Here is a 20,398-nt window from a genome sequence, read left to right as displayed (position 1 = left end):
AGATGAGCGGAGGAACCACGGTGTCCGAGGTGCCGACAGCGGCCGAGTTGCTGAAAGCCGCAAAGACTTTCGCGCCCGAGCTGGCGAAGCGAAGGCAGGAGATCGATGCGGCGCGGCAGTTGCCCGCCGATATCGTCGAGCGGCTGCGCGCGATGGGGATCTACGCGATGGGCTTCAGCGCCGAACTCGGCGGGCCCGGGCTCACCTCACTGGAGCAGCTGGAGGTGTTCGAGGCGCTGGCCTACGGTGACACCGCCACCGGCTGGTGCGCGATGATCGGCGCGGCGACCGGCGTCTACGCCGGGTTTCTGGACGAGCAGGCCGTCGCCGAGCTGATGCCGACCCGCGATCTCATCACCGCCGGACTGATCGCGCCCGCGGGCCGCGCCGATCGCGTTCCCGGCGGCTACCGGCTGAGCGGGCGCTGGAAGCTGGGCAGCGCCATCAACCATGCCGACCTCGTGGTCGGCGGCGCCATGGTGTTCGACGACGGTGCCCCGGCGACCGCCGACGGTGCCCCGCTCGCGCGGATGTTCTGCATGCGGCGCGATCAGGTGCAGGTCTTCGACACCTGGGACAGCACCGGTTTGCGCGGCAGTGGCAGCAACGATTATGCCGTCGACAACCTGTTCATCCCCGCACATCACTCCTTCGACTTCTTCGAACCGAAAAGCGGCACAGGCAAACTCGCCGAACCGGAGACGCTGCCCCGGGTGATGCCCGGCGTCCCGCTCGGTGCCGCACGGGCCGCGCTCGATCACGTCCGCGAGCTGGCCGAGGGCAAGGTGCTGCCCGGTACCGGGCAGCGGTGGGCGGACAACTATCGCGCCCAATACATCCTGGGCGAGTGCGAGATGGAGTACATCGTCGCCCGCGCCGCGGTGGTGGAAAGTCTGCGCACCCAGTGGGAAGCCTTGGACCACAAGCGTTTCGCCGAACTTCCCGCCGACCTCCGGATCCAAACCCTGCTGACCCGGACCCACGCGTACCGGGCCTGCCGCCGCATCGTCGCCCGGCTGTGCGAGCTGGTCGGCACGGCGTCGGTGTACAAGCCCAGCCCACTCGATGTCTGGTTGCGCGACACCAGCACCATGACAACCCATCTCATGGCCCACGACCAGATGCTCCAAACAGCAGGCGCCTTCCTGCTCGGCGGCACCCCGGAATTCCCTCTGGTACTCGGCGAGCGCTGAGCCCTACGGTGCAACGGCGGTCTGCTGTTGGCAGACACAGCGCCGATCAGGGGCTGAGCGCGACTACACCTGAGGCATGATCGAAACATCGCACCTGGACTATCGAGGCCAACTAGCCGACAGATTGTTCCGCCATCGGACGATCTTGCTCACCGGTGAGGTCGACGACGCGATGGCCGAGCGGGCCTGCACCGAGCTGGTGCTGCTGTCCGCCGAGAACGCCAAACGCGACATCGTCGTCTACATCAATTCACCCGGCGGCTCGGTGCTCGCCGGGCTCGCCATCTACGACACCATGAAGCTGATCCCCAACGACGTGGTCACCGTCGCGGTCGGGTTCGCCGCGAGCATGGGGCAGGTGCTGCTCGCCTCCGGCACGCACGGCAAGCGAATCAGCTTGCCGCACAGCCGGATCATGATGCACCAGCCGTCCGCGGGCATCGGCGGCACCGCGATGGATATCGCGATCCAGGCGGAGAATCTCGAGTACATGAAATTGCAGTCCGAGCAGATCCTCGCGGCCGAGACCGGCCACACACTCGAGGAGATCCGCGAGGACAGCGACCGGGACCGCTGGTTCACCCCGGAGCAGGCGCGCGAGTACGGGATCGTCGATCGGATCGCCGAAGACTTCCACCAGATCGCACCATTCACCAACGGACACCGAGCGGGGCTGTAGCCATGTCGCAATACACCATTCCGCATGTCATCGAACGGACGCCGAACGGCGAGCGCTCCTTCGACGTGTTCAGCAGATTGCTCAACGACCGAATCATTTTCCTCGGCACCGAGATCGACGACGGCGTCGCCAATGTGGTGATGGCACAGTTGCTGCATCTGGAGTCCGAATCGCCGGACCGGGAGATCGGCATCTACATCAATTCGCCGGGCGGTTCGAACACCGCGATGCTCGCGATCTACGACACCATGCAGTTCATGCGCACCCCGATCGAGACCTACTGCATGGGCCAGGCGGTCTCCGCGGCGGCGGTGCTGCTGGCCGCGGGCGCCCCGGGGCGCCGGTATGTGCTCGCGCACTCGCGGGTGCTGCTGCATCAGCCGTCCGCGCAGGGCCAGGGCACCATTTCCGACCTGGCACTGCAGGCGGCGGAGGTGATGCGGATCCGCGCGCAGACCGAGGAGATCTTGAGCAAACACACCGGGCAGCGGGTCGAGCAGTTGCGCAAGGACACGGCTCGCGACCGGGTCTTCACCGCCGCGGACGCGGTGGCGTACGGGCTGGCCGACGAACTGATCGTGACTCGCGGCCATTGAGCGGGGATCCAGCGCGGCGTCGAGCGGTCAGCCCTCGGCGCCGCGGCTCTGGATATCGCGGAACACGCTGTCCCCGAGCGGGTTTCGCGGGTCAGGCGGCCAGCGCCAACATCTCGACGCGGGTCTCGGAGACCTTGCGGGGGCGCAGTTGGCGCAGCGCGCCCAGGCGGCGCGCGCCGCGGAAGAGCAGCGATTCGATCGGCATGCCGAGTGCGCCGCAGATCGAGTGCAGCATCTCCGAGGACGGTTCCTTGCGGCCCCGCTCGATCTCGGACAGGTACTGCTTGGACATCCCCACCTCGGCCGCGACCTCGGCCAGCGTCCGATCCTGGTCCAGCCGCTCGTCCCGCAGCACCTCGCCGTACACGGCGCGCAACAGCGGGGTCGCCGCCTCGACCGGCTCGCGACGGGGCTCGGCGCTGCGGCGCGCAGCGAGATCGACCACCACGCCATCGTCTTCTGCTGCCATACCCACGAGTCTCGCACCCCGCGCCGCCGATCGACGCGATGTTCACCCAGGGCGGAAGTGTCCCTCGCGCGCAGCCATCGACAAGCATGTTTGCGCAGGGTTACCGGGGTACTCGATGCGCAGGAGGTGTGACATGCCGAAGCAATGGAGTGATAAACGGGAACGTCAATACGAGCACATCAAGGACTCGGCCGAGGATCGTGGCGCGAGCACCAAACGGGCCAAGGAGATCGCGGCGCGGACGGTGAACAAGAACCGTGCGCAGTCCGGTGAGTCCGAGACCGCGAGCCGCTCCTCGCTCGAGGACAAGTCACCGCAGAGCCGCGGCGGACAGCGTTCCGGGCGCAAGGGACCCAAGGGGCCGACCCGCGATCAGCTGTACAACGAGGCTCGCCAGCGCAACATCGAGGGCCGCTCCAAGATGAACAAGTCCCAGCTGGAATCCGCGCTCGGTCGCAAGTAGCGCCCGGAATACGCTCCCGGCGCAGGGTTCTCACCAGCGCGGGAGCGTATTCGCGCGTGCGGGGGGAGTAAAAACCGAATTCTCCTTGTCGTAGAGATGTGCTTCGCTGGGCAACGGCGGCGAAGCACATTGATCTGTGGATGGGAGAACTGCCGTGGTAGCGATCGACGTCGAACGGCCGATTCGCGGGGGACGAGCCTGGACCGTGTGGCGGGGCATCGCGGAGCGCGGACTCGGCGGCGTGCCGCCCACGGCGCTGGTACTGGCCGGGATCGTCAGCGTGCAGGTGGGTGCGGCACTGGCCAAGCAGTTGTTCGCGGTGACCGGGGCCGCGGGCGCGGCCGGCATCCGACTGGTCTTCGCGGGGCTCGTGCTGGTGTTGTTCTGGCGTTCGGCGTTGCGCATCGGCTGGCGCGCGGTGCCGGTGGCGCTCGCGTACGGCGCGGTGCTCGCCCTGATGAACCTGTCCATCTACGAGGCGATGGATCGGATTCCGCTCGGCATGGCGGTGACGATCGAATTCCTCGGACCGCTGGCCGTCGCGCTGGCCGGGTCGCGACGCTGGATCGACCCGGTGTGGGCGGTGCTGGCGGGCGGCGGCGTGCTGTTGCTGACCCAGGCCGAGGGCGAGGTCGAATGGGTCGGCGTGCTGCTGGCGCTGGCGGCCGGGGTGTGCTGGGCGGGCTACATCCTGTTGAGCGCGGCCCTGGGCGAACAGACCAGCGGCGGTGGCGGACTCGCGATCGCGATGGCCTTCGGCGGGCTGCTGATCGCGCCGATCGGGATCATCGAAGCGGGCAGCGCGCTGCTCGATCCCGAGATACTGGTGGTGGGGTTCCTGGTGGCGATGCTGTCCTCGGTGCTGCCGTATTCGGTGGAACTCGAAGCGCTGCGGCGCATTCCGCCCCGGGTGTTCGGCGTGCTGATGAGCCTGGAGCCCGCGGTGGCCGCACTGGCGGGTCTGATCCTGCTGGGGCAGGTGATGAACATTCCGCAGTGGCTGGGGATCGTCTGCGTGGTGGCCGCTTCGGCGGGCGCGACCCGCACCTCGGGCAAGGCTTGACCCGGATCGGGCAGCGTGCGGTGCTACGCGGCGAGCGCCGCGCGGACCTCGTCGAGCGAGGGGTTCACCAGTTGATGTCCGTTGACGAGCACCGTCGGGGTGATCTCGTCACCGCCGGTGATCGCACGCACCTCGGCGGCCGCTGCCGGATCGCGGGTGATGTCCACTTTGGTGAACGGGATGCCCGCCCGCCGCAGTTGGAAGCCGAGGCGCTGGCAGAACGGGCACCATCGGCGCCAATAGATGGTGATCGGTGCGTCGCCGGATTCGGTCACGGTGTTTCCTCGCGGTTTTCAGCGGGCGGACCGGCGGCTGCGGCTCGCCGGTCCCTTCGAGCCTATACCTGCGCTTTCGGCCTTGTCAGCGGTGAAGGTCCCCCTGTATTGCGCTGCGGTGGGGCGAGTTCGGCGGTTCGGGCACGCACTGGGCCCGGCCGGGGTGAGGATCTAGGGGAGTTGCCCCGGGTGCGTGGCCACGTCGGCCGGGGTGCGGACCGGTGACAGGACGGATAGGACCCTCGGGATGCGGATGCGAATCGGTGTTGTGGCGGGAGTGTTCGGGGTGGCGGCGGTGCTGGCCGCGCCCATGGCGGCGGCGACGGTGACCCAGGTTTCGATGTATCCGGGGATCAATTTCGGGCTGGCGACCAACTACGGGACCGGCTGCACCTACACGGCGCGCGCGGCGGTGACCGATGTGACGCAGCCCGTGGTCTTCTACGACAACGGGGTGCCGTTCGCGGTCGTCCGTCCGTCCGGCGGTACCGCGCTGAGCGACTGGGTGCCCGCGACGGAAGGCCCGCACACGATCAGCGCGGTGCAGGCCCCCGACGACCGCATCGTCGCGACCGTGGACCTGCGCGTCGGACGCGGTGTGCATCTGGGCTACGGCTGCAACGTCTTCGGCGGCTGACCCCGCGGCTACACCAGGTGAAGCCCGGTTGGCACGCACGTACCGGGGTGGCGGCGGCGTGTCCGAATCGTCTGCTCCGTCCGGTGGCCGCGACGCCGAACCACGGCTACCATCAGCGCATTCGAGCGCCCGCCGAGGAGAACAGTGATGCCGGAGACTCCGCTCGGGGCAGCGGTCACCGCCCCACGTCGCGGCGCGTGGTCAACGGGGGTGCGGTCATGATCCGGGTCGAACTCGATATCCGTTCCGGCAGACCGAATCCCCAGTGGCGGCTGTCCTCCGGTGACGAGGCGCAACTGCACGGTTTGATCGCCGCGGCACCGCGGGCGGCCGTCGGCGGCAGCGAAAACGACAGCGAATACCAGGGTTTCATCGCGCAGCTGTCGGAGGCGGAGACCCTGCGGGTGCAGCGCGGCGTGATCGAGATCGAGCGCGGTGGCGAGCGGACCTATCGCACCGACGCGGACCGCGCGGTCGAGCGCTGGTTGCTGGCAACCGGGCGCGCCTCGCTCGAACCGTGCGACTACCAGGCTGTCGTCGCGGCACTCTGGGCGTGAGCTCGCGGGCATGACACTTGTCATGCCGCAGTCGTGATGGTTGACAGATCCGCCCGCTCCCCGGCGTCCGTAGCGTCAATTCTCGTAGCGCACCGCTGAATACGCCGCCGAGGAGCACCCGATGACCGTCACCACCACCACCGAGTCCGCTGCCACCGTCGCACCGATCAGCCACCTGAGCCTGCTCGCGCCGATCGCCCGCGATATCGCCGTCCCGGTGGGCGGCTACTTCGTCATGCACGCACTGGGTTACAGCGATTTCGCCGGGCTGCTGGCCGGTACCGTGCTGTCCGGGGCGATGGTGGTCGCCGAGGCGATCCGGCACCGCAGGCTGGAGGTGTTTCCCGCGATCCTGTTGAGCGTCTTCGCTTTCGGCCTCGTCGCATCGCTGATCAGCGGCGACCCGCGGATGATGATCGTGAAGGATTCGGCGGGCACCCTGCTGATCGGCCTGGCCTTCCTGATCAGCGCCGTGGTGGGCAAGCCGCTGACCTACCTGGCGGCGCGCAAGGCGGCCGTCGCCGGTGGCCCGGCCCGGGTGGCTGCCCTCGAAGCGGTCTACCGCGACAACGCCGCGAAGCGCCGGATGTTCGCCACCCTGGCCGTGCTGTGGGGCGCGGGTCTGGTGGTCGAGGCCATGATCCGGGTGGTGCTCGCCTACCAGCTGCCGATCCCGACCATGGCGTGGCTGTCCCCGGTCCTGATGATCGCGGTGATCGTGCCGCTGCTGGCGGTCACGGTCGCGCTGCGCAAGCGGGCTGATTGCGCCTGAACCGCGCAGTTCACGCGCCCGCTCGGCCCGGTCCGCCACGGACCGGGCCGACGTCGTGAACTCGGTCACCGGGCGCGCGCAGGTAGTGTCGGTTTCGTCGAGTTTGCCACCCCACGGAATGGAGAAAGCAGTGCAGATCCAGATCAATACCGGAAGCGGCATCCACGGCGGCGCGAGCCTGATCGAGCGGGCCGAAGCCGAAATCGCCTCGGTGCTCGACCGTTTCAGCGCGCAGCTGACGCGGGTCGAGGCGCATCTCACCGATCAGAACGGCGAGAAGGGCGGACCGGACGACAAGCAGTGCGTGCTCGAGGCGCGGCCGAACGGTCAACCGCCGGTCGCGGTCACCCATCGGGCGGCGTCGGTCGAGGAGGCGTACACCGGTGCGGCGGAAAGCATGGCGCATCTGCTGGACAGCCGGTTCGGCAAGCTGCACCACACCAAGGGCGGGGAGTCGATCCGGCACATGACTCCGGCTCCGGAGTAGACCGCCGCGGTCGTCAGGCCCCGGTGGTGGAACCGGGGCGGACGATCATCAGCACGGTGACGACCACCCACAGCAGGTTGAAGATGCCGGTGTCCATGCCGAGCCGCCGGATCAGTGCCGGGGTCGTGGCAGGCAGATCGGCGAGGATCTTGTGCTGACCGGGCAGGATGAGCATGGCGAGCACCCCGGCGGCGGCCGCGGTCAAGCCGATGGAAACGATGAGCCACTTGTCGGTGAGTACGCCGAGGCTCAAGGCGGTGAGCACGCCGAACGTGGGGACCAGGATTCCGATGTAGGCGTAGACCCGGCAGATGCGATGCAGCGTCGCCAGTACGGCGGCGTCGCGATCGTTCGCGGGGCCGGCGAGGGCGCGGCGGGTGGTGGGCGCGAACATGCTCGCCGCGACCGTGACCGGCCCGACGGCGATGATCACGGCCAGCACATGGACCGAAAGCAGGAACTTCGTCACAGCCGCGAGGTTAACGATCATCGGGCCGAAGCGAAATAGGCGAAACGGCCATACACCGGTCGATTCTCGCCAATAGCTCTGACGTCGTAGTTTGCGCAAGATGTACTGCTCATGGCTATTGGCTGGAATCCGGGTGCACCCTATCCTGAAGCCATGCATGTCGTAGCCGTCCTGGCGCTGGACAAGGTCATTCCGTCCGACCTCGCGACGCCGGTCGACGTGTTCGGCGGCGCGCGCCTGCCCGACGGGCGGATGGCCTATCGGGTGCGCGTCTGCGGTGTCACCCCCACCGTCGACGCGGGCGCGTTCACGCTGCGTCCGCCCTACGACCTCACCGCGCTGGCCGAAGCCGACACCATCATTGTGCCCGGCCGGGCCGAGCCCGAGCGGCCCGTGCCGGAAGAGGTGCTCGACGCGCTGCGGCGGGCGGCGGCCGCGGGCACCAGGATCGCGTCCATCTGCGTCGGCGCGTTCGTGCTCGCCGCGACCGGCCTGCTCGACGGGCAGCGGGCGACGACGCACTGGATCGCCGCGACGCAGTTCGCCGCCCGCTATCCCGAGATCGACCTCGATCCGGACGTGCTCTACGTGGACAACGGTCAGCTGCTCACCTCCGCGGGCGCCGCGGCGGGAATCGACTTGTGCCTGCACATGATTCGGCGCGACCATGGTTCCGCGGTGGCCGCCGACACCGCGCGGCTGTCGGTGGTGCCGCTGGAACGTGAAGGGGGACAGGCGCAATTCATCGTGCACGACCAGCCGCCGACGCCGCGCGGCTGTTCGCTGGAGCCGGTGATGCAGTGGATGCGGGACAATTCCGCGAAGGATCTGACCCTCGACGACATCGCCGCGCACGCCAAACTCAGCACCCGCACCCTGAACCGGCATTTCCGCGAGCAGGTGGGCACCACGCCGCTGCAATGGTTGCTGCGGGCCAGGATTCGGCAGGCGCAGTACCTGCTGGAGTCCACCGGTCACCCGGTAGACCGGATCGCCGGGCAGGTCGGGTTCGGCTCGCCGACCGCCTTCCGGGACCGATTCAAACGCGTAGTCGGCACCACCCCGCAGAGCTACCGCGCGGCGTTCCACGGTGCCGGCGTCGGCAATTGAATCCGGCTGGAAGTATGTCGGATCAAAACGGAGCTTTGTTCTCCGTTTCTCGATAGGATCGGGTCGTTCATCCTGATCCACCATCGAGGCAAGGGGCAGGTTCATGACCGAGAGTGAGGCACCATCCGGGCTCGACCCGGCCGATATTGATTTCGAACAGGCCTACCAGAGCGGAACCCTCGTCGAGGGTGCCGTGATGGATCGGCTGCCCTGGGAGATAGATCGCCCGCAACCACTGCTCGTGGAGTTCGAGCGCGGCGGCCGGGTCACCGGCGATGTGCTCGACATCGGTTGTGGCCCAGGGGATACCGCCATCTATCTGGCCGGATGCGGCTACCGGGTGACGGGCCTGGACTTCGCGCCGACCGCCATCGAGAAGGCTCGCGCGCGCGCCGCCGAGCGCGGCGTGACGGTGGCCTTCGCCGTCGCGGACGCCACCGAACTAGACGGGTACGACAATCGATTCGACACCGTGGTCAGCAGCGCGCTCGCGCACTGCCTCGACCCCGAGCAGCGCAAAGCGCATGTGGCAGCACTGCATCGGGTGATGCGGCCCGGCGCGCGGCTGTTCCAGCTCTGCTTCTCGGCAGGGCCGCACAGCGCCGGCTACGCGCCCTATGCGGTCGGCGAAGACGAGTTGCGCGCGGCCTTCGCCGCGCCGGACTGGCGACTCACCGAGCTGCGGCCCGGCAAGCTGACCGCGATCAAACCGCCGCCGGCGTTCCGGGAGATGCTGCAGGGCATGCCGCTCGAACTGGACGCGGACGGTCACCTGCTGCTGCCGGTCTGGGTGCTGGAAGCCGAACGGGCCTGAGTCGATGCGTGACCGATGATTTTCCGCGCGCCGTACCGTCGGATCAGGCAACGTACTCACCACTGATCCAGGAGTTGGGCGATGAGAAAAATCACCGCAGGTCTGTTCATGTCCCTCGACGGCGTCATCGACAACCCGCAGGACTGGCACTTCCCGTACTTCAACGACGAGATGGGCGTTGCGGTCAACGCCCAGCTCGGCGGCGCCGACACCCTGCTGCTCGGGCGCAACACCTACGAGGGGTTCGCCGGCGCATGGCCGGATCGGGAGGCCGCGGGCGGCGAGGACGCGGCCTTCGCGAAGGTCCTCGGCGACGCGCGCAAGGTCGTCGTCACGCACCAGGATCTGGAGTTCACCTGGCGCAATTCGGAGGTGTTGCAAGGCGGTCTGCTCGAGGGCGTGACCGCGCTGAAGAACGAGCCCGGTGGCGATATCGGGATGAGCGGTTCGGTCTCGGTCGTGCTCCAACTGCTCGACGCCGGACTGCTGGACGAATTGCACCTGCTGGTGCACCCGATCGTCGTCGGCAAGGGCGCTCGGCTGTTCCCGGACCGCGAATCGACGCTGCCGCTGCGGCTGCTCTCCTCGCAGACGTTCGAGACCGGCGTGCTCAACCTGATCTACACCCGCGACGAAGCGGCCACCACCGCCACCTACGACGACGCGAAAGTGCATCTGCCCGAGGCCGGTCAGTAGTAGTCGTCGCGCTGCCGCCGGGCGGGGGTGTCGAGCAGGTGTGCGAGCTGCTTGACCACCTCCGCGGCCAGCACCGCCTGTCCGGACGCGGAGAAATGAATCCGGTCCGCGCTCAACAGATTCGGGCGGTCGTTGAGCGGGTGCTCCCAGCAATCGACCACGGCGACATCGTATTCCGCGGCCAAGGCGCGGGTGAGGTCGTTGACTCTGCGGACGCGGTCGGTCCAATCCGGGAAGACCGGCACCACATAGGCTTTGCCGAGGGTGAACACGGTCATCGTGGCGCCGGTGCGCGCACCGAGGCGATACATATCGCGCAGCTGCTGCTCGATCTCACCGAAATCCGGTGTGCGGCGGACGATATCGTTGCCGCCGCTGGACAGGTGCAGCAGATCCGGGGCGAATTCCAGTAGTCGATCAGCTTGCTGCCGGACGACCTCCGCGGTGGTCGCGCCGACCACGCCGGTATTGCGATACGCGAGATCGGGCCGCACCCGGCGCAGCACGTCGGCGACGCGATCGGCCCAGCCGAGGGTCGCGTAGCCCGGGCTGGGGTCGCCGGTGCCGACCGACAGGCTGTCCCCGATCACGGCGAAGCGCCGCCAGGGGGAGTCGTAGAGCAGGGCCGCGGCCTCCAGCGGGGGTAGGCAGAACGGGTCGGTCTCTTCGGTGGTGGGGTACGCCACGGTCATGAAACAAACAATACGTTCGGCCGTATGTCTATATCAAGTGTCAATCTTCGGCGGCCATGACCTGGAGTAGATCGCGCAGCGCGCGCTGCTGAGCGGCGGTGAGCGAGGTCAGCGGCGAGTCCGCATTGAGCAACTCGACCGCGAGCGCCCGCTGCCGGGTGCCCGCCGGGGTCAGCACGATCTGCTTGGCGCGCCGGTCGCTCGGGTGCGGCTCGCGGCGGATGAGTGCCTGTTCCTCGAGCCGGTCCAGGACGAAGGTCGCGTTGGACGGCTCGCACGACATCCGGGTGGCGAGTTCGCGCGCGGTGATCGGCTCCGACAGTTCGCGCAGGGCGATGACCTGGGACGGCGTCAGGTCCAACCGCTCGGCGACGCGGCGGATGTGCTGATCGAGGCGGTGGGTGAAGCGGTGCACGAGTTTGCAGACGTCCCGGTCGAGTTCGGTCTCCACGGGCGGCTGGGGTCGGCGCTTCATTGCTCCGAGTCTAGCGCGCATCGTTCGAACTGTGATAGTTCTAGTTCGTATCATTTGAGTTAGAACTATATGAGGATGCTCTGATGCGCCCTGCTGTCCTGTCCCTGATGCTGGTGGTCTTCGGTCTGACGACCGGAGAGTTCGTGATCGCCGGGATCCTGCCGGAAGTGTCCGGCGGACTATCGGTTTCGGTGCCCGCCGCGGGCATGCTGGTGACCGCCTACGCAATCGGCATGATCGTCGGCGGGCCGGTGGTGACCATGCTGACCGCGCGGATGTCGCGCAGGCGGCTCGTCGCCGGGCTGGTCCTGTTCGCGATATTCGCCAACCTGGGCTCGGCCCTCGCGCCGAATTACCCTGTGCTGCTCGCGATGCGGGCGGCCGCCGGACTGATCGTCGCCACCTTCTTCGCGGTCGCGATCGCGACCGCGGTGTCGACGGCCGAACCCGGGAAAGAAGCCACCGCGGTCGCGCGGGTAGCGCTCGGCCTGAACCTCGGGATCGTGCTCGGCACGCCGATCGGCGCGCTGATCGGCCAAAGTTTCGGCTGGCGGGCGACTTTCGTCGCGGTGGCGTTGTGCGTGGGTCTCGCGCTGCCTGTGGTGCTGCGGTACCTGCCGGACGCGCCCGGAACCGCCGCCGAATCGGTATTCGGGGAGTTGCGCGTCTTCGGCGACCGCGCGGTCTGGTCGGCGATCGCGCTGACGGTGCTCGGAAACATCGGTGTCGTCACCGTTTTCACCTTCATCACACCGTTGCTCACCGATTTCAGTGGATTCGGCGCGGGTGCGGTGCCGGTCCTGCTGCTGGTGTACGGGGCGGGTGCGGTCGTCGGCAATCAGGTGGGCGGATGGCTCGCCGACCGCACCCGGACGGCGGTGGCGAGCCTGCTCGCGGTGCTCGCCGTGGCGCTGTTGCTGTTCTGGGCGCTCGGCAGCGGCCGAATCGCCGCGGTGCTACTGACTTTCGTGATCGGCGCGCTCGCGTTCGCGATCGTTCCCGGCATGCAGACGCGGGTGATCGCCGCGGCCGCCGCCGCGCCGACCCTGGCCGTCGCGGTCAATGCCTCCGGCTTCCAGCTGGCGGCCGCCGGTGCGGGTCGGCTGGGTGGCTGGGTGCTCGGCGACGGTTCGGGTCTGCGGGCGATTCCCCTCGTGGGCGCGGTGCTGACGCTGGCGGGCCTGGTTCTCGCGCTGGTGCTGCTCTGGCGGGACCGCGAACAGGTTGCCGAGTCCGCGCCGGAGCTGGCCGAGCAGCGTTAAGCGGTCAGTGCTTTCGCGACGATGCCGCCCGTGATCGCCTTCGTCAGATAGTGCGTCGAGTCGTGCGGGCTCGCGCCGTTGTCCAGTGGTTCCTCGGTGACCGGCACCACCCCGGCACCGGGGAACGGCGGGAAGAACGGGGTGAGATCGAGATGCGCGGCGACCAGATCGTCGCGGTCCACCAGATTGTGCCAAGCGGCAACGGCTTTCGGGACCGTGGCCGGTTGCGGGCGGAGCCGCTCGTAGATGACGGTGCGCAGGCCGAGCGGGGACCCCATGGTCAGCAGGGTCACCTCCTGGTCGACGCGGTGCAGTGCCTCGTAGGCGACGACCGAGCCGAGCGAGTGCGCGACGACCAGTTCGGTCTCCGGCCCCACCTGCGCGAGCACCTGCTGTTGCGCGTACTCGCGCACGTTCTCGTCGGTGAAATAGCGGGCCACCTGGGACAGCGCGCGCACCACGAACTTTTCCGCGAGCCCGATGCCGAACGGCGCGAACCAGCGCAGCCGCACCAAGGCGTTGAGTGCCGGGCGCAGTGCGGCTTTGGGTCCCTGCGGCTTGGCCTCCGGCGGCACCACCGCGGTGAGGCGCTGCGCGGTCAACCGATCCCGCTGGTCGCCCGCGTGCTCGGCGGCAGTCGCCAACCACAGTTCGGCGAGCTGTTCCATCAGCTCGAGCTGTTCGTCGTCGAGATCGCCGACGGCGCCGCCCTGCGCTCCCTCGGCCAGGAACTGATTGCCGTAGAACGCCATCCTGGTCGAGATGTCACCCGGTGTTCCGTTGCGCCACAGGCGATCGGCGAGTTCCAGGTCGCCGTGGTTGCGCACCCCGCCCGCGAGGCCGGGCAACCACTGGGCCTCCAGCGTGTCGGCCGACGCCTGCTCCTGTGCGATGCCGTGTACGAGGACGATCGTTGCCAACGTCCCCACCCCTTTCCTCCGGCCGTGCGGCCTGCGACGTTGTCCGCGGTTATTGTCCCGCATCAGCGGGCGCCGGGTTCAGCTCTCGCGCCACTTGATCGAACACCCCATGCTCGGCCGGTGTGGTTCCGGCACCGGCGCGCCATCCAGGACCGTCTCGATGGCGGACCGCAATTCCTTGCCGGTCACCGGCTTTCCGTTGCCCGGGGTGGATTCGTCGAGCGCGCCGCGGTAGGCCAGTGCCAGGTTCGCGTCGTAGAGAAAGAAGTCCGGCGTGCACGCGGCGCGAAAGGCGCGGCCGACCTGCTGTGTCTCATCGATGAGATACGGAAACGTCCACCCGGCCCGAATCGCCTGGTCACGCAATCCGATCGGGGCGTCGTCCGGGGAAATCCCGGCGTCGTTGCTGCAGATCGCCACCGCGGGCATGGGCAGCGAGTCCACCACCTCGCCCAGCATCGACTCGACATGCTTCACATACGGACAATGATTGGACGCGAACACAACCAGCAGCCCTGGACCACCCGCGAAATCCGCGCGCGAATGCACCCGCTGATCGAGATCCGGCAGCGCGAAATCCGGCGCCGGCGTGCCGAGCGGAACCATGAACGATGCAAGCGCCATAGCGCCATGCCTTCCGTCGGGATCGAAGACGCCCCGAGCATAATCCCGCCACCCCCAACCCGCCCCGCGAATCAGCCCCCCGACAGCCGTTCGCTACCTGATCAACTCGCGAGGTCGGCGGGGTTGGTGTTTGCGCCGCAGAGGATGACGCAGACCTTTTCGTTGGGTGCTGGGGTGTAGGCGGAGGAGTGGAGGGCGGCTAGGGCGGTGGCGGCGCCGTATTCGACGGCGAGGCGGTGGTTCTCCCAGAGGGTGCGGCGGGTGGCGATGATGGTTTCGTCGTCTACCAGGATCGAGTCGACGTGGTAGTGCTGGGCGGCGTGCAAGGCCAAGGCGGTGGCGCGGCGGGCGCCGAGGGAGTCGGCGGCGATCGAGTCGACGGGGACGTCGACCAAGCGGCCGGCCTCGACGGCGGCGTGCAACGCGCGGCAGTTCCGTGGTTCGACGGCGACCGTGCGGATGCCGTAATGGTCTGCGGCGGTGGCGATTCCGGCGAACAATCCGCCGCCGCCGACCGCGACCACGACGGTGTCGAGGTCGGGCATCCGCTGCTGGATCTCCACCATGAGGGTGCCCGCCCCCGCGGCGATCAACGGATGGTCGTAGGCGTGGGACAGCAGCGCACCGGTCGAGGCCGCGAAATCCTGGCTCGCCGCCAGCGCGTCCGCGTACTGCGTGCCGACCAGATGCACTGTGGCGCCATAGGAATGCAGCCGCCGCACCTTCACCTCCGGCGCGGTGGCGGGCAGGAACACGGTGGCTTCGACACCCTGCGTCCGGGCCGCCCAGGCACAGGCGAGCCCGGCGTTACCGCCCGAGGCGATCGTCACGCCAGCCGGGGGCAGGGTGCCGTTCTCCTGGTGCGCCAGTAGGAAATTCAGCGCACCGCGGACCTTGAAACTGCCGGTGTGCTGGAGCAGTTCCAGCGCGAACCACAGATCTCCCGCACCGTCGCCGGCGGGCGCGAGGGTGATCGGCCGCACCCGGTGTGCCACCCGCGCGACGGCGGCCTTGATATCGGTGTGGCCGAGTTCCATTGTGCTCCTCAGTGTTCGCGGCGGTGCGGTGCGAACTCCAGGGTAAGCAGTGCGGCGGCCGCGATGAGCACCTCGCGCCAGCGGATCAGCACGTACCGCTGGTCGGACAGCGCATGGAACTTGCGCAGGAACCGATACAGCGATTCCAGCCGGATGAGTGGATCGCCGAGGTGCACGAGGACGTACAGCAGCTTCCCGATGCGGGACTTCTCTTTGTCGGCGAACAGTTCCGGAAAAGGCGCGAAGGCCAACGAGATCCGCTTGATGCCGTGCGCACGGGCGTAGTCGACCAGATCGATGATCATCCGCTCGTCCAGGCCGTTCGGGGCGCCCTTACGCCGCCACGGCACGTCGAGGCTCAACTCGCGGCCGCGTCCGGAGATGCCGTAGCGCTGGAAACCCGACACCGTGCCGTCCGCGTCCTTGGCCATGACCACCAGCATGTTCGGGTTCCGGCCGTCCAGCAGATGGTCGAGGATCATCGAGAAGCCGCGAGTCTGCCTGCCCTTACCCCATTCGTCGACGATGCCGAGCAGTTCGGCGCGCTGGGTATCGGTCAGGGCCGACTCGTCCACGATCTCGGTGGTGACGCCGAAATTGCGGGTGCGGCTGACGGCTTGGCGCAGGTTACGGAAATGCCGGCCGACCATCGCGAAATCGTCGACCTCGAGCACCACGTCGCGCCCGATCGGAACCGCGTGCAGCCCACGGTGTTCCAGCGCGCGCACGCGCCACAGCTCGGCCAGCTCCGGGCTCGCGCCGAGCACGGCGATGCGCCAGCCCTGATTGAGCGCGAATTCGGAGAACTCTGTGAGCAGTGCGGGGAAGGCGGCGCGGTCACCGATCGGGTCGCCCGCGACCACGGCGATACCGAAGCGGGCCCGATAGCCGACGCCCGCGGTCGAATCCGCGTTGAAGAAGTAGGTTTTCGAGGAGTGCAGCGCGAAGGGGGCGAGCGGATCCCGTTCGGTGCGGCCGACGAGTTCGGCGACCCGGTACAGCTGATCGGGCTGCGGCCTGCTGGACTGCGGGAGCACCAGCAGGAAACCGCTCGAGGCGAGCAGCACGAAACCGTAGCCGGGATGCTCCGCGCGGTAGGCGAGATGGGCGATGGCCAGGACCAGCAGCGCGACCGCGAAGTGGGCCAGCGTGATCGGCCTGCGCAGGTGCAGCCCGCGGGCCACGAAAACACCGGCGAGCGAGACGGCGACAAACCACGCGTGGTCGACGCCGTGGTTGGCGGCCTGATGTGCCTCGTACACGAGCAGGACACTGAGCGCCAGGGCCACACCGATAAACACCGGCCGTACCCACGAGTCCGCCGGGAAAGCGGCTTGCCGGTATCCGATTCGCGTCGCTATGCGCGCGGGCACGGCGGCCGCTGCGCGTTCCTCGCTCACATCCCCACCAGCTTCGCCATGTGGTCCTCCCGATGATCGCCTACCGAACAACATTAAGCGGAACCGGCGGTAACGGGGAACAGCGGTCCCCGAAAACCGGCCGGTTGGTCGCGTGACGGCACGATCCCGCGGTTGCTGGGGTCGAGGCCGACCCCAGACGAAACATAGGATGATTCAGTCTTATTCCGCGGAGAGCGAACGACGGAACAACGTCACAAGATCGTCCAGGTGACGTTGGTAGGCATCCTCGCGGTACACCGGGACGTCCCGCATGGTGAAACCATGCGGTGCGCCGGAGTAGACGACCGAGGTGTACCGCGTGCCCGCCGCGTCCAGCGCCTGCTCGAGGCGGGAGATCTGCTCGGGCGGCATGGCCGAATCCTGATCGGCGTGCGCGACGAACACCTCCGCGGTGATGCCCGGCGCCGCGAAGTGCGGACTGTCCGGCTGGTCCGCGGCGGCCAGGTTGCCCCCGTGGAAGCTGGCCGCGGCGGCGATGCGATCGCCGAACGCGGCGGCGGTGCGCAACGCGAGCCGCCCGCCCATGCAGTAGCCGGTAGTGGCCACCGGGCCCGGCGTCACGGCCGGGGCGGCGGCGAGCCAGTCCAGATAGTGCCGCGCGTCCTGGAGGGCGCCCTCGGGCGTGAGGGCGGCGCGCACCGGCGCCAGTTCGGCGAAGAACTTCGCGCCCGCGTCGGGCTCGGTGAGGTCCGGCATGGGCAGCACCGGCGCGCGGCCGGTGCGATAGAAGATGTTCGGCGCGAGCACGCTGAAACCTTGCGCCGCAATGGTCTCCACCAGTTCGCGCAGGTAGGGACGCAAGCCGAACGCGTCCATGTAGAGCAGTACGCCGGGGTGGCGGGCGCCGTCGTCCGGATGGGCGAAGTAAGCGTCCGCGGTGCCGTCGGGGAGTGGAATATCGATCGCCTGAAAAGCCACAGGGGAAGTCACCGGAGCGAGTCTACGGAGGAATGACGGCGGCGGTCGACCCGTCATTACCTCGGCAAATTACCGCATATCTCACTGATTTCGGGCGTGTGTACCCGCTATTCGCCGCCGGAGTTGACATGCTCTCTGTCGGTGCCTTGTACGGCTCCCGAGTGGTCACGTTTCACCAGCGCCCGCGGGGTCCGCGCGATTACGTCACCGTGTTCGATCGCCGATCCGTACCAATCGCCTGGTGAATGGGCGCGACGAGAGGTTTGACTCGTGAAATTGAGCTGGCTGGTGGTTCCGGCGCTGGTCGCCGTGGCGGTGGCAGGGTGCTCCGACGACAAGTCGGCGAGCCGGGAATCGACCTCGTCGAGTGGTGCGGCGACCTCGAGTTCCGCCGCTCCGGCCGCCGATTCGAACAATGACGACGAAGCGGGCGGTGTGCGAATCGCGCTCGGCGAGACCAAAAAGGTCCCGATTCCCGCCGACGCGGTGATGGATATCCGGGTGCCCGCGGACTGGGGCGCCGCCGCGAATGCGTTGCGCTGCACCGCGGTGGACAGTTCCGGCCGGAACGAAGATCTCCGATCCAGCGACGCGAAAAAGACCGAAACGGTCGATGGCAAGGACTGGGTCACGGTGTGGACGTTTTCCGCCGCGCCCGCCGGTGATGTCACCGTGGGGTGCAAGGACCCCGACTCGAGCATCGCGGCCGCCCATCCCGCGCCGTTCGTCCGGGTGGTGCCGCGCGGCGTGCTTCCGGTGCCGCCGCAGCGCTGAGTCGGCCTGCCCTGCTCGGCGGGCGGGCAGCGTAGGCGACTCTGTCGGTGGGTACCGGTAGCGTCGAGTCATGGGCGCAGGCGGGTACCGGGAGCGGCCGTCGCGGTTCGCATCGGCCGTGGCGTGGACCCGCACGGTGACCGCCCGGGACGCCACCGTGCCGGTGCTGCCGGACGGCTGTATGGATCTGCTGTGGGTCGGCGGGCGACTGATGGTGGCCGGACCCGATACCCGGGCTTTCCGGCCCGTGGTCGCGGCCGATACCCGGTATGCCGGGTTGCGCTTCGCTCCCGGCACCGCGCCCGCCTTGCTCGGGGTGCCCGCGGCGGAACTGCGGGACCAGCGCGTCGAACTGGCGCAGATCTGGTCGTCGGCGTCGGTACGGCAGTTGGCCGACCAGGTGACCGAGGCTTCGGATCCGCTGGCGGCCATGGAGGCGATCGTCCTGCGGCGCGCCACCGAGGTGCCGCCGCCCGATCCGGTGCTCCGGCGGGTGGTCTCGGCCTTGGACGCGGGCTGGTCCGTCGGGGCGACCGCGGCCGCGGTGGGGCTCAATGCCCGGCTGCTGCATCGGCGTTCGCTCGCCGCCTTCGGTTACGGTCCCAAGACGCTGGCGCGGGTACTGCGCCTGCAGCGCGCGCTGGCGCAGGCCCGCGCGGGCGTGTCGTTCGCCGCGACCGCGGTCGGCGCCGGTTATGCGGATCAGGCGCATCTGGCGCGCGAGGTCCGCGATCTCACCGGAATGCCGTTGGGGCAGGTGCTGACTCGATCGGGAACCGCCGCGGACCAGGCGAGTGTCGGCTGACCCGCTTCAGGCGGTGGGCAGCGCGGCGTACAGGTCGATGCCGTTGCCGTCCGGATCGAGCACGACCGCGTACCGCTGGCCCCAGAACGCGTCCCACGGCTTCAGCTCGCCGTGGTAGCCCGCGTCGACCAGATCGGTGTAGACGGCGTCCACTTCGGCGGGATCGGCGCACCGGAAGGCCAAGCCGATCCGGCCCGCGCTCTTCGGGGGTGTCCAGGTGGGGTGGAACGACTTGACGGTGGCCTCGGTGTCCAGGGCCAGCCGCAGCCCGTTCGGCAGCGCCGCCTCGGCATGCGGCGCCTCTTCCGAGCCTTCGGGGAAGTCGAGGCCGAGCCGCCGATAGAACGCGACCGAGGCGCTCATATCGGTGACGACAAGGCCGGCGACGTCGAGTTGAGGAGTCATACCTGAACGGTAGCCAGCCGCGTCCACCGCGGTCTTGAACGAATCGGACAACGCCGCCGGACGGTCAGCGGGCCGGGGCGGGCACCAGCTCGGCGATGAGGTTCTCCACCAGGATCCGGATGCGGTCGCGGATGGTGCGTACGACATCGATGGTCTGCTCGGCCGGGTCCGGCAGGACCCAGTCGCGATAGCTGATGCCCGGGAAGAAGGGGCAGGCGTCGCCGCAGCCCATGGTCACCACGACATCGGAGAGGCCGACGGCGTCCATGGTGAGCAGCTTGGGGGTGCGGCCGGCGATGTCGATGCCGACCTCGGCCATGGCGGCGACCGCGACCGGATTGAGCGCGGCGGCCGGTGCGCTGCCCGCGGTTCTGACCTCGATGCGGTCACCGGCCAGCGCGCTGAGGAACCCTGCGGCCATCTGCGATCTGCCTGCGTTGTGCACGCAGATGAACAGCACGCTGGGCTTGTGCGGCATAGAGGCGCCTTTCGAGGTGAGCTGAGCAAGGGTATGCGGTGCCGCCGGACCGATCGTCCGGCGTGGTGTCATCGAAACGCTGTCGAAGCGTACGGGATACGTATACCAGCGTGGCGAAGATCGTTACCGCGCACCGGGCCGCCGCCTGCCGTGGCGGGAGCGCGATGCCGGTCGGGGCATCGAAGTTGTTGCTACACAGCGATAATCGGAGCAGCGCGGCGGCAGGCGCAGCGCGGCCGGGGTCAGCTCCGGACTGGTCGGTATTTCCACGGCGCGGGCCGCGCTGTCGTCGGAACAGCGCGGCCCG

The 20,398-nt window shown here is 68.6% G+C and carries 27 protein-coding genes; 15 read left to right on the top strand and 12 right to left on the bottom strand.

Annotated features, from left to right (window positions below):
* The first annotated feature begins 2 nt into the window (after positions 1-2).
* The 3 genes from O3I_RS34155 to O3I_RS34145 all read left to right on the top strand — a co-directional run bounded on the left by O3I_RS34155 (position 3) and on the right by O3I_RS34145 (position 2,468).
* The gene (locus O3I_RS34155; RefSeq protein WP_041563049.1) at positions 3-1,193 is read left to right on the top strand and encodes an acyl-CoA dehydrogenase family protein; all 1,191 of its coding nucleotides are present in this window, start codon (positions 3-5) and stop codon (positions 1,191-1,193) included.
* A gap of 79 nt (positions 1,194-1,272) precedes the next feature.
* On the top strand, positions 1,273-1,872 hold the full coding sequence (locus O3I_RS34150) for a ClpP family protease (protein WP_424769592.1): 600 nt from the start codon (positions 1,273-1,275) through the stop codon (positions 1,870-1,872).
* 2 nt (positions 1,873-1,874) lie between these two features.
* Positions 1,875-2,468, top strand: coding sequence for an ATP-dependent Clp protease proteolytic subunit (locus O3I_RS34145; protein WP_014987598.1), 594 nt, complete (start codon positions 1,875-1,877; stop codon positions 2,466-2,468).
* 91 nt (positions 2,469-2,559) lie between these two features.
* Here the strand turns inward: O3I_RS34145 and O3I_RS34140 are convergent, their stop codons facing one another.
* Positions 2,560-2,937 (bottom strand): helix-turn-helix domain-containing protein, encoded by a 378-nt coding sequence (locus O3I_RS34140; protein WP_041563048.1) that lies wholly within the window; start codon positions 2,935-2,937, stop codon positions 2,560-2,562.
* Positions 2,938-3,070: 133 nt separating this feature from the next.
* On the opposite strand from O3I_RS34140, the gene O3I_RS34135 reads away from it, so the two are divergent.
* Both O3I_RS34135 and O3I_RS34130 read left to right on the top strand, forming a co-directional pair.
* Positions 3,071-3,400: a hypothetical protein gene (locus tag O3I_RS34135; RefSeq protein ID WP_014987596.1), complete on the top strand. Its 330-nt coding sequence runs from the start codon at positions 3,071-3,073 to the stop codon at positions 3,398-3,400.
* A gap of 154 nt (positions 3,401-3,554) precedes the next feature.
* Positions 3,555-4,463 carry an EamA family transporter gene (locus O3I_RS34130; RefSeq protein WP_014987595.1) on the top strand — a complete coding sequence of 303 codons (909 nt, stop codon included), beginning with the start codon at positions 3,555-3,557 and terminating at the stop codon, positions 4,461-4,463.
* 23 nt (positions 4,464-4,486) lie between these two features.
* On the opposite strand, the gene O3I_RS34125 is transcribed toward O3I_RS34130, so the two are convergent.
* Complete coding sequence (locus O3I_RS34125) at positions 4,487-4,738, bottom strand: glutaredoxin family protein (RefSeq protein WP_014987594.1); 252 nt, start codon at positions 4,736-4,738, stop codon at positions 4,487-4,489.
* A 247-nt stretch (positions 4,739-4,985) separates the two neighbouring features.
* Between O3I_RS34125 and O3I_RS34120 the strand changes: the two genes are divergently transcribed.
* The 4 genes from O3I_RS34120 to O3I_RS34105 all read left to right on the top strand — a co-directional run bounded on the left by O3I_RS34120 (position 4,986) and on the right by O3I_RS34105 (position 7,191).
* Positions 4,986-5,375, top strand: a complete 390-nt coding sequence (locus O3I_RS34120) for a hypothetical protein (RefSeq protein WP_014987593.1) — start codon at positions 4,986-4,988, stop codon at positions 5,373-5,375.
* 218 nt (positions 5,376-5,593) lie between these two features.
* A complete protein-coding gene (locus tag O3I_RS34115) occupies positions 5,594-5,932 on the top strand; it encodes a hypothetical protein (protein ID WP_063632379.1) in 339 nt (112 codons plus the stop codon).
* Positions 5,933-6,053: 121 nt separating this feature from the next.
* Positions 6,054-6,704 carry a VC0807 family protein gene (locus O3I_RS34110; RefSeq protein WP_014987591.1) on the top strand — a complete coding sequence of 217 codons (651 nt, stop codon included), beginning with the start codon at positions 6,054-6,056 and terminating at the stop codon, positions 6,702-6,704.
* A 130-nt stretch (positions 6,705-6,834) separates the two neighbouring features.
* Complete coding sequence (locus O3I_RS34105; RefSeq protein ID WP_014987590.1) at positions 6,835-7,191, top strand: hypothetical protein; 357 nt, start codon at positions 6,835-6,837, stop codon at positions 7,189-7,191.
* A 13-nt stretch (positions 7,192-7,204) separates the two neighbouring features.
* Here the strand turns inward: O3I_RS34105 and O3I_RS34100 are convergent, their stop codons facing one another.
* Positions 7,205-7,660 (bottom strand): hypothetical protein, encoded by a 456-nt coding sequence (locus tag O3I_RS34100; protein ID WP_014987589.1) that lies wholly within the window; start codon positions 7,658-7,660, stop codon positions 7,205-7,207.
* Positions 7,661-7,813: 153 nt separating this feature from the next.
* On the opposite strand from O3I_RS34100, the gene O3I_RS34095 reads away from it, so the two are divergent.
* The 3 genes from O3I_RS34095 to O3I_RS34085 all read left to right on the top strand — a co-directional run bounded on the left by O3I_RS34095 (position 7,814) and on the right by O3I_RS34085 (position 10,280).
* On the top strand, positions 7,814-8,770 hold the full coding sequence (locus O3I_RS34095) for a GlxA family transcriptional regulator (RefSeq protein ID WP_014987588.1): 957 nt from the start codon (positions 7,814-7,816) through the stop codon (positions 8,768-8,770).
* A 103-nt stretch (positions 8,771-8,873) separates the two neighbouring features.
* Positions 8,874-9,584: a class I SAM-dependent methyltransferase gene (locus O3I_RS34090; protein WP_014987587.1), complete on the top strand. Its 711-nt coding sequence runs from the start codon at positions 8,874-8,876 to the stop codon at positions 9,582-9,584.
* 81 nt (positions 9,585-9,665) lie between these two features.
* Positions 9,666-10,280: a dihydrofolate reductase family protein gene (locus tag O3I_RS34085; protein WP_014987586.1), complete on the top strand. Its 615-nt coding sequence runs from the start codon at positions 9,666-9,668 to the stop codon at positions 10,278-10,280.
* Here the strand turns inward: O3I_RS34085 and O3I_RS34080 are convergent.
* Both O3I_RS34080 and O3I_RS34075 read right to left on the bottom strand, forming a co-directional pair.
* A complete protein-coding gene (locus O3I_RS34080) occupies positions 10,274-10,972 on the bottom strand; it encodes an SGNH/GDSL hydrolase family protein (protein ID WP_014987585.1) in 699 nt (232 codons plus the stop codon). The genes O3I_RS34085 and O3I_RS34080 overlap by 7 nt on opposite strands.
* A gap of 40 nt (positions 10,973-11,012) precedes the next feature.
* Positions 11,013-11,447 (bottom strand): MarR family winged helix-turn-helix transcriptional regulator, encoded by a 435-nt coding sequence (locus O3I_RS34075; protein ID WP_014987584.1) that lies wholly within the window; start codon positions 11,445-11,447, stop codon positions 11,013-11,015.
* An 83-nt stretch (positions 11,448-11,530) separates the two neighbouring features.
* On the opposite strand from O3I_RS34075, the gene O3I_RS34070 reads away from it, so the two are divergent.
* Entirely contained in the window at positions 11,531-12,709 is a 1,179-nt protein-coding gene (locus tag O3I_RS34070) for an MFS transporter (RefSeq protein WP_014987583.1), read from the top strand.
* Here O3I_RS34070 and O3I_RS34065 read toward each other — a convergent pair.
* The 5 genes from O3I_RS34065 to O3I_RS34045 form a co-directional block, all read right to left on the bottom strand.
* Positions 12,706-13,638 carry a hypothetical protein gene (locus O3I_RS34065; RefSeq protein WP_014987582.1) on the bottom strand — a complete coding sequence of 311 codons (933 nt, stop codon included), beginning with the start codon at positions 13,636-13,638 and terminating at the stop codon, positions 12,706-12,708. The two genes, O3I_RS34070 and O3I_RS34065, sit on opposite strands and share 4 nt — an antisense overlap.
* Before the next feature lie 69 nt (positions 13,639-13,707).
* The gene (locus O3I_RS34060) at positions 13,708-14,253 is read right to left on the bottom strand and encodes a thioredoxin family protein (RefSeq protein ID WP_014987581.1); all 546 of its coding nucleotides are present in this window, start codon (positions 14,251-14,253) and stop codon (positions 13,708-13,710) included.
* A 101-nt stretch (positions 14,254-14,354) separates the two neighbouring features.
* Entirely contained in the window at positions 14,355-15,290 is a 936-nt protein-coding gene (locus O3I_RS34055; RefSeq protein WP_014987580.1) for a threonine/serine dehydratase, read from the bottom strand.
* An 8-nt stretch (positions 15,291-15,298) separates the two neighbouring features.
* On the bottom strand, positions 15,299-16,591 hold the full coding sequence (locus O3I_RS34050) for a bifunctional lysylphosphatidylglycerol flippase/synthetase MprF (protein WP_237748181.1): 1,293 nt from the start codon (positions 16,589-16,591) through the stop codon (positions 15,299-15,301).
* Between the two features lie 279 nt (positions 16,592-16,870).
* Complete coding sequence (locus O3I_RS34045) at positions 16,871-17,641, bottom strand: dienelactone hydrolase family protein (RefSeq protein WP_237748180.1); 771 nt, start codon at positions 17,639-17,641, stop codon at positions 16,871-16,873.
* Between the two features lie 258 nt (positions 17,642-17,899).
* On the opposite strand from O3I_RS34045, the gene O3I_RS34040 reads away from it, so the two are divergent.
* Positions 17,900-18,403, top strand: coding sequence for a hypothetical protein (locus tag O3I_RS34040; RefSeq protein WP_014987577.1), 504 nt, complete (start codon positions 17,900-17,902; stop codon positions 18,401-18,403).
* 70 nt (positions 18,404-18,473) lie between these two features.
* Entirely contained in the window at positions 18,474-19,208 is a 735-nt protein-coding gene (locus O3I_RS34035) for a DUF6597 domain-containing transcriptional factor (RefSeq protein ID WP_014987576.1), read from the top strand.
* 6 nt (positions 19,209-19,214) lie between these two features.
* On the opposite strand, the gene O3I_RS34030 is transcribed toward O3I_RS34035, so the two are convergent.
* Positions 19,215-19,613, bottom strand: coding sequence for a VOC family protein (locus O3I_RS34030; RefSeq protein WP_081594355.1), 399 nt, complete (start codon positions 19,611-19,613; stop codon positions 19,215-19,217).
* 64 nt (positions 19,614-19,677) lie between these two features.
* Positions 19,678-20,091: an arsenate reductase ArsC gene (locus O3I_RS34025; RefSeq protein ID WP_014987574.1), complete on the bottom strand. Its 414-nt coding sequence runs from the start codon at positions 20,089-20,091 to the stop codon at positions 19,678-19,680.
* Positions 20,092-20,398 lie beyond the last annotated feature (307 nt).

The organism is Nocardia brasiliensis ATCC 700358, assembly GCF_000250675.2.
Taxonomy (GTDB): domain Bacteria; phylum Actinomycetota; class Actinomycetes; order Mycobacteriales; family Mycobacteriaceae; genus Nocardia; species Nocardia brasiliensis_B.
The sequence above is the reverse complement of the archived record's forward strand: the minus strand, read 5'-3'. Positions and strand labels throughout refer to the sequence as shown.

Excerpts from the sequence above, each read along its gene's own strand:
- O3I_RS34155 (WP_041563049.1), top strand. The coding sequence starts at position 3 with ATGAGCGGAGGAACCACGGTGTCCGAGGTGCCGACAGCGGCCGAGTTG.
- O3I_RS34145 (WP_014987598.1), top strand. The coding sequence starts at position 1,875 with ATGTCGCAATACACCATTCCGCATGTCATCGAACGGACGCCGAACGGC.
- O3I_RS34140 (WP_041563048.1), bottom strand. The coding sequence starts at position 2,937 with ATGGCAGCAGAAGACGATGGCGTGGTGGTCGATCTCGCTGCGCGCCGC.
- O3I_RS34135 (WP_014987596.1), top strand. The coding sequence starts at position 3,071 with ATGCCGAAGCAATGGAGTGATAAACGGGAACGTCAATACGAGCACATC.
- O3I_RS34120 (WP_014987593.1), top strand. The coding sequence starts at position 4,986 with ATGCGGATGCGAATCGGTGTTGTGGCGGGAGTGTTCGGGGTGGCGGCG.
- O3I_RS34115 (WP_063632379.1), top strand. The coding sequence starts at position 5,594 with ATGATCCGGGTCGAACTCGATATCCGTTCCGGCAGACCGAATCCCCAG.
- O3I_RS34110 (WP_014987591.1), top strand. The coding sequence starts at position 6,054 with ATGACCGTCACCACCACCACCGAGTCCGCTGCCACCGTCGCACCGATC.
- O3I_RS34095 (WP_014987588.1), top strand. The coding sequence starts at position 7,814 with ATGCATGTCGTAGCCGTCCTGGCGCTGGACAAGGTCATTCCGTCCGAC.
- O3I_RS34090 (WP_014987587.1), top strand. The coding sequence starts at position 8,874 with ATGACCGAGAGTGAGGCACCATCCGGGCTCGACCCGGCCGATATTGAT.
- O3I_RS34085 (WP_014987586.1), top strand. The coding sequence starts at position 9,666 with ATGAGAAAAATCACCGCAGGTCTGTTCATGTCCCTCGACGGCGTCATC.
- O3I_RS34080 (WP_014987585.1), bottom strand. The coding sequence starts at position 10,972 with ATGACCGTGGCGTACCCCACCACCGAAGAGACCGACCCGTTCTGCCTA.
- O3I_RS34075 (WP_014987584.1), bottom strand. The coding sequence starts at position 11,447 with ATGAAGCGCCGACCCCAGCCGCCCGTGGAGACCGAACTCGACCGGGAC.
- O3I_RS34070 (WP_014987583.1), top strand. The coding sequence starts at position 11,531 with ATGCGCCCTGCTGTCCTGTCCCTGATGCTGGTGGTCTTCGGTCTGACG.
- O3I_RS34060 (WP_014987581.1), bottom strand. The coding sequence starts at position 14,253 with ATGGCGCTTGCATCGTTCATGGTTCCGCTCGGCACGCCGGCGCCGGAT.
- O3I_RS34055 (WP_014987580.1), bottom strand. The coding sequence starts at position 15,290 with ATGGAACTCGGCCACACCGATATCAAGGCCGCCGTCGCGCGGGTGGCA.
- O3I_RS34035 (WP_014987576.1), top strand. The coding sequence starts at position 18,474 with ATGGGCGCAGGCGGGTACCGGGAGCGGCCGTCGCGGTTCGCATCGGCC.
- O3I_RS34030 (WP_081594355.1), bottom strand. The coding sequence starts at position 19,613 with ATGACTCCTCAACTCGACGTCGCCGGCCTTGTCGTCACCGATATGAGC.
- O3I_RS34025 (WP_014987574.1), bottom strand. The coding sequence starts at position 20,091 with ATGCCGCACAAGCCCAGCGTGCTGTTCATCTGCGTGCACAACGCAGGC.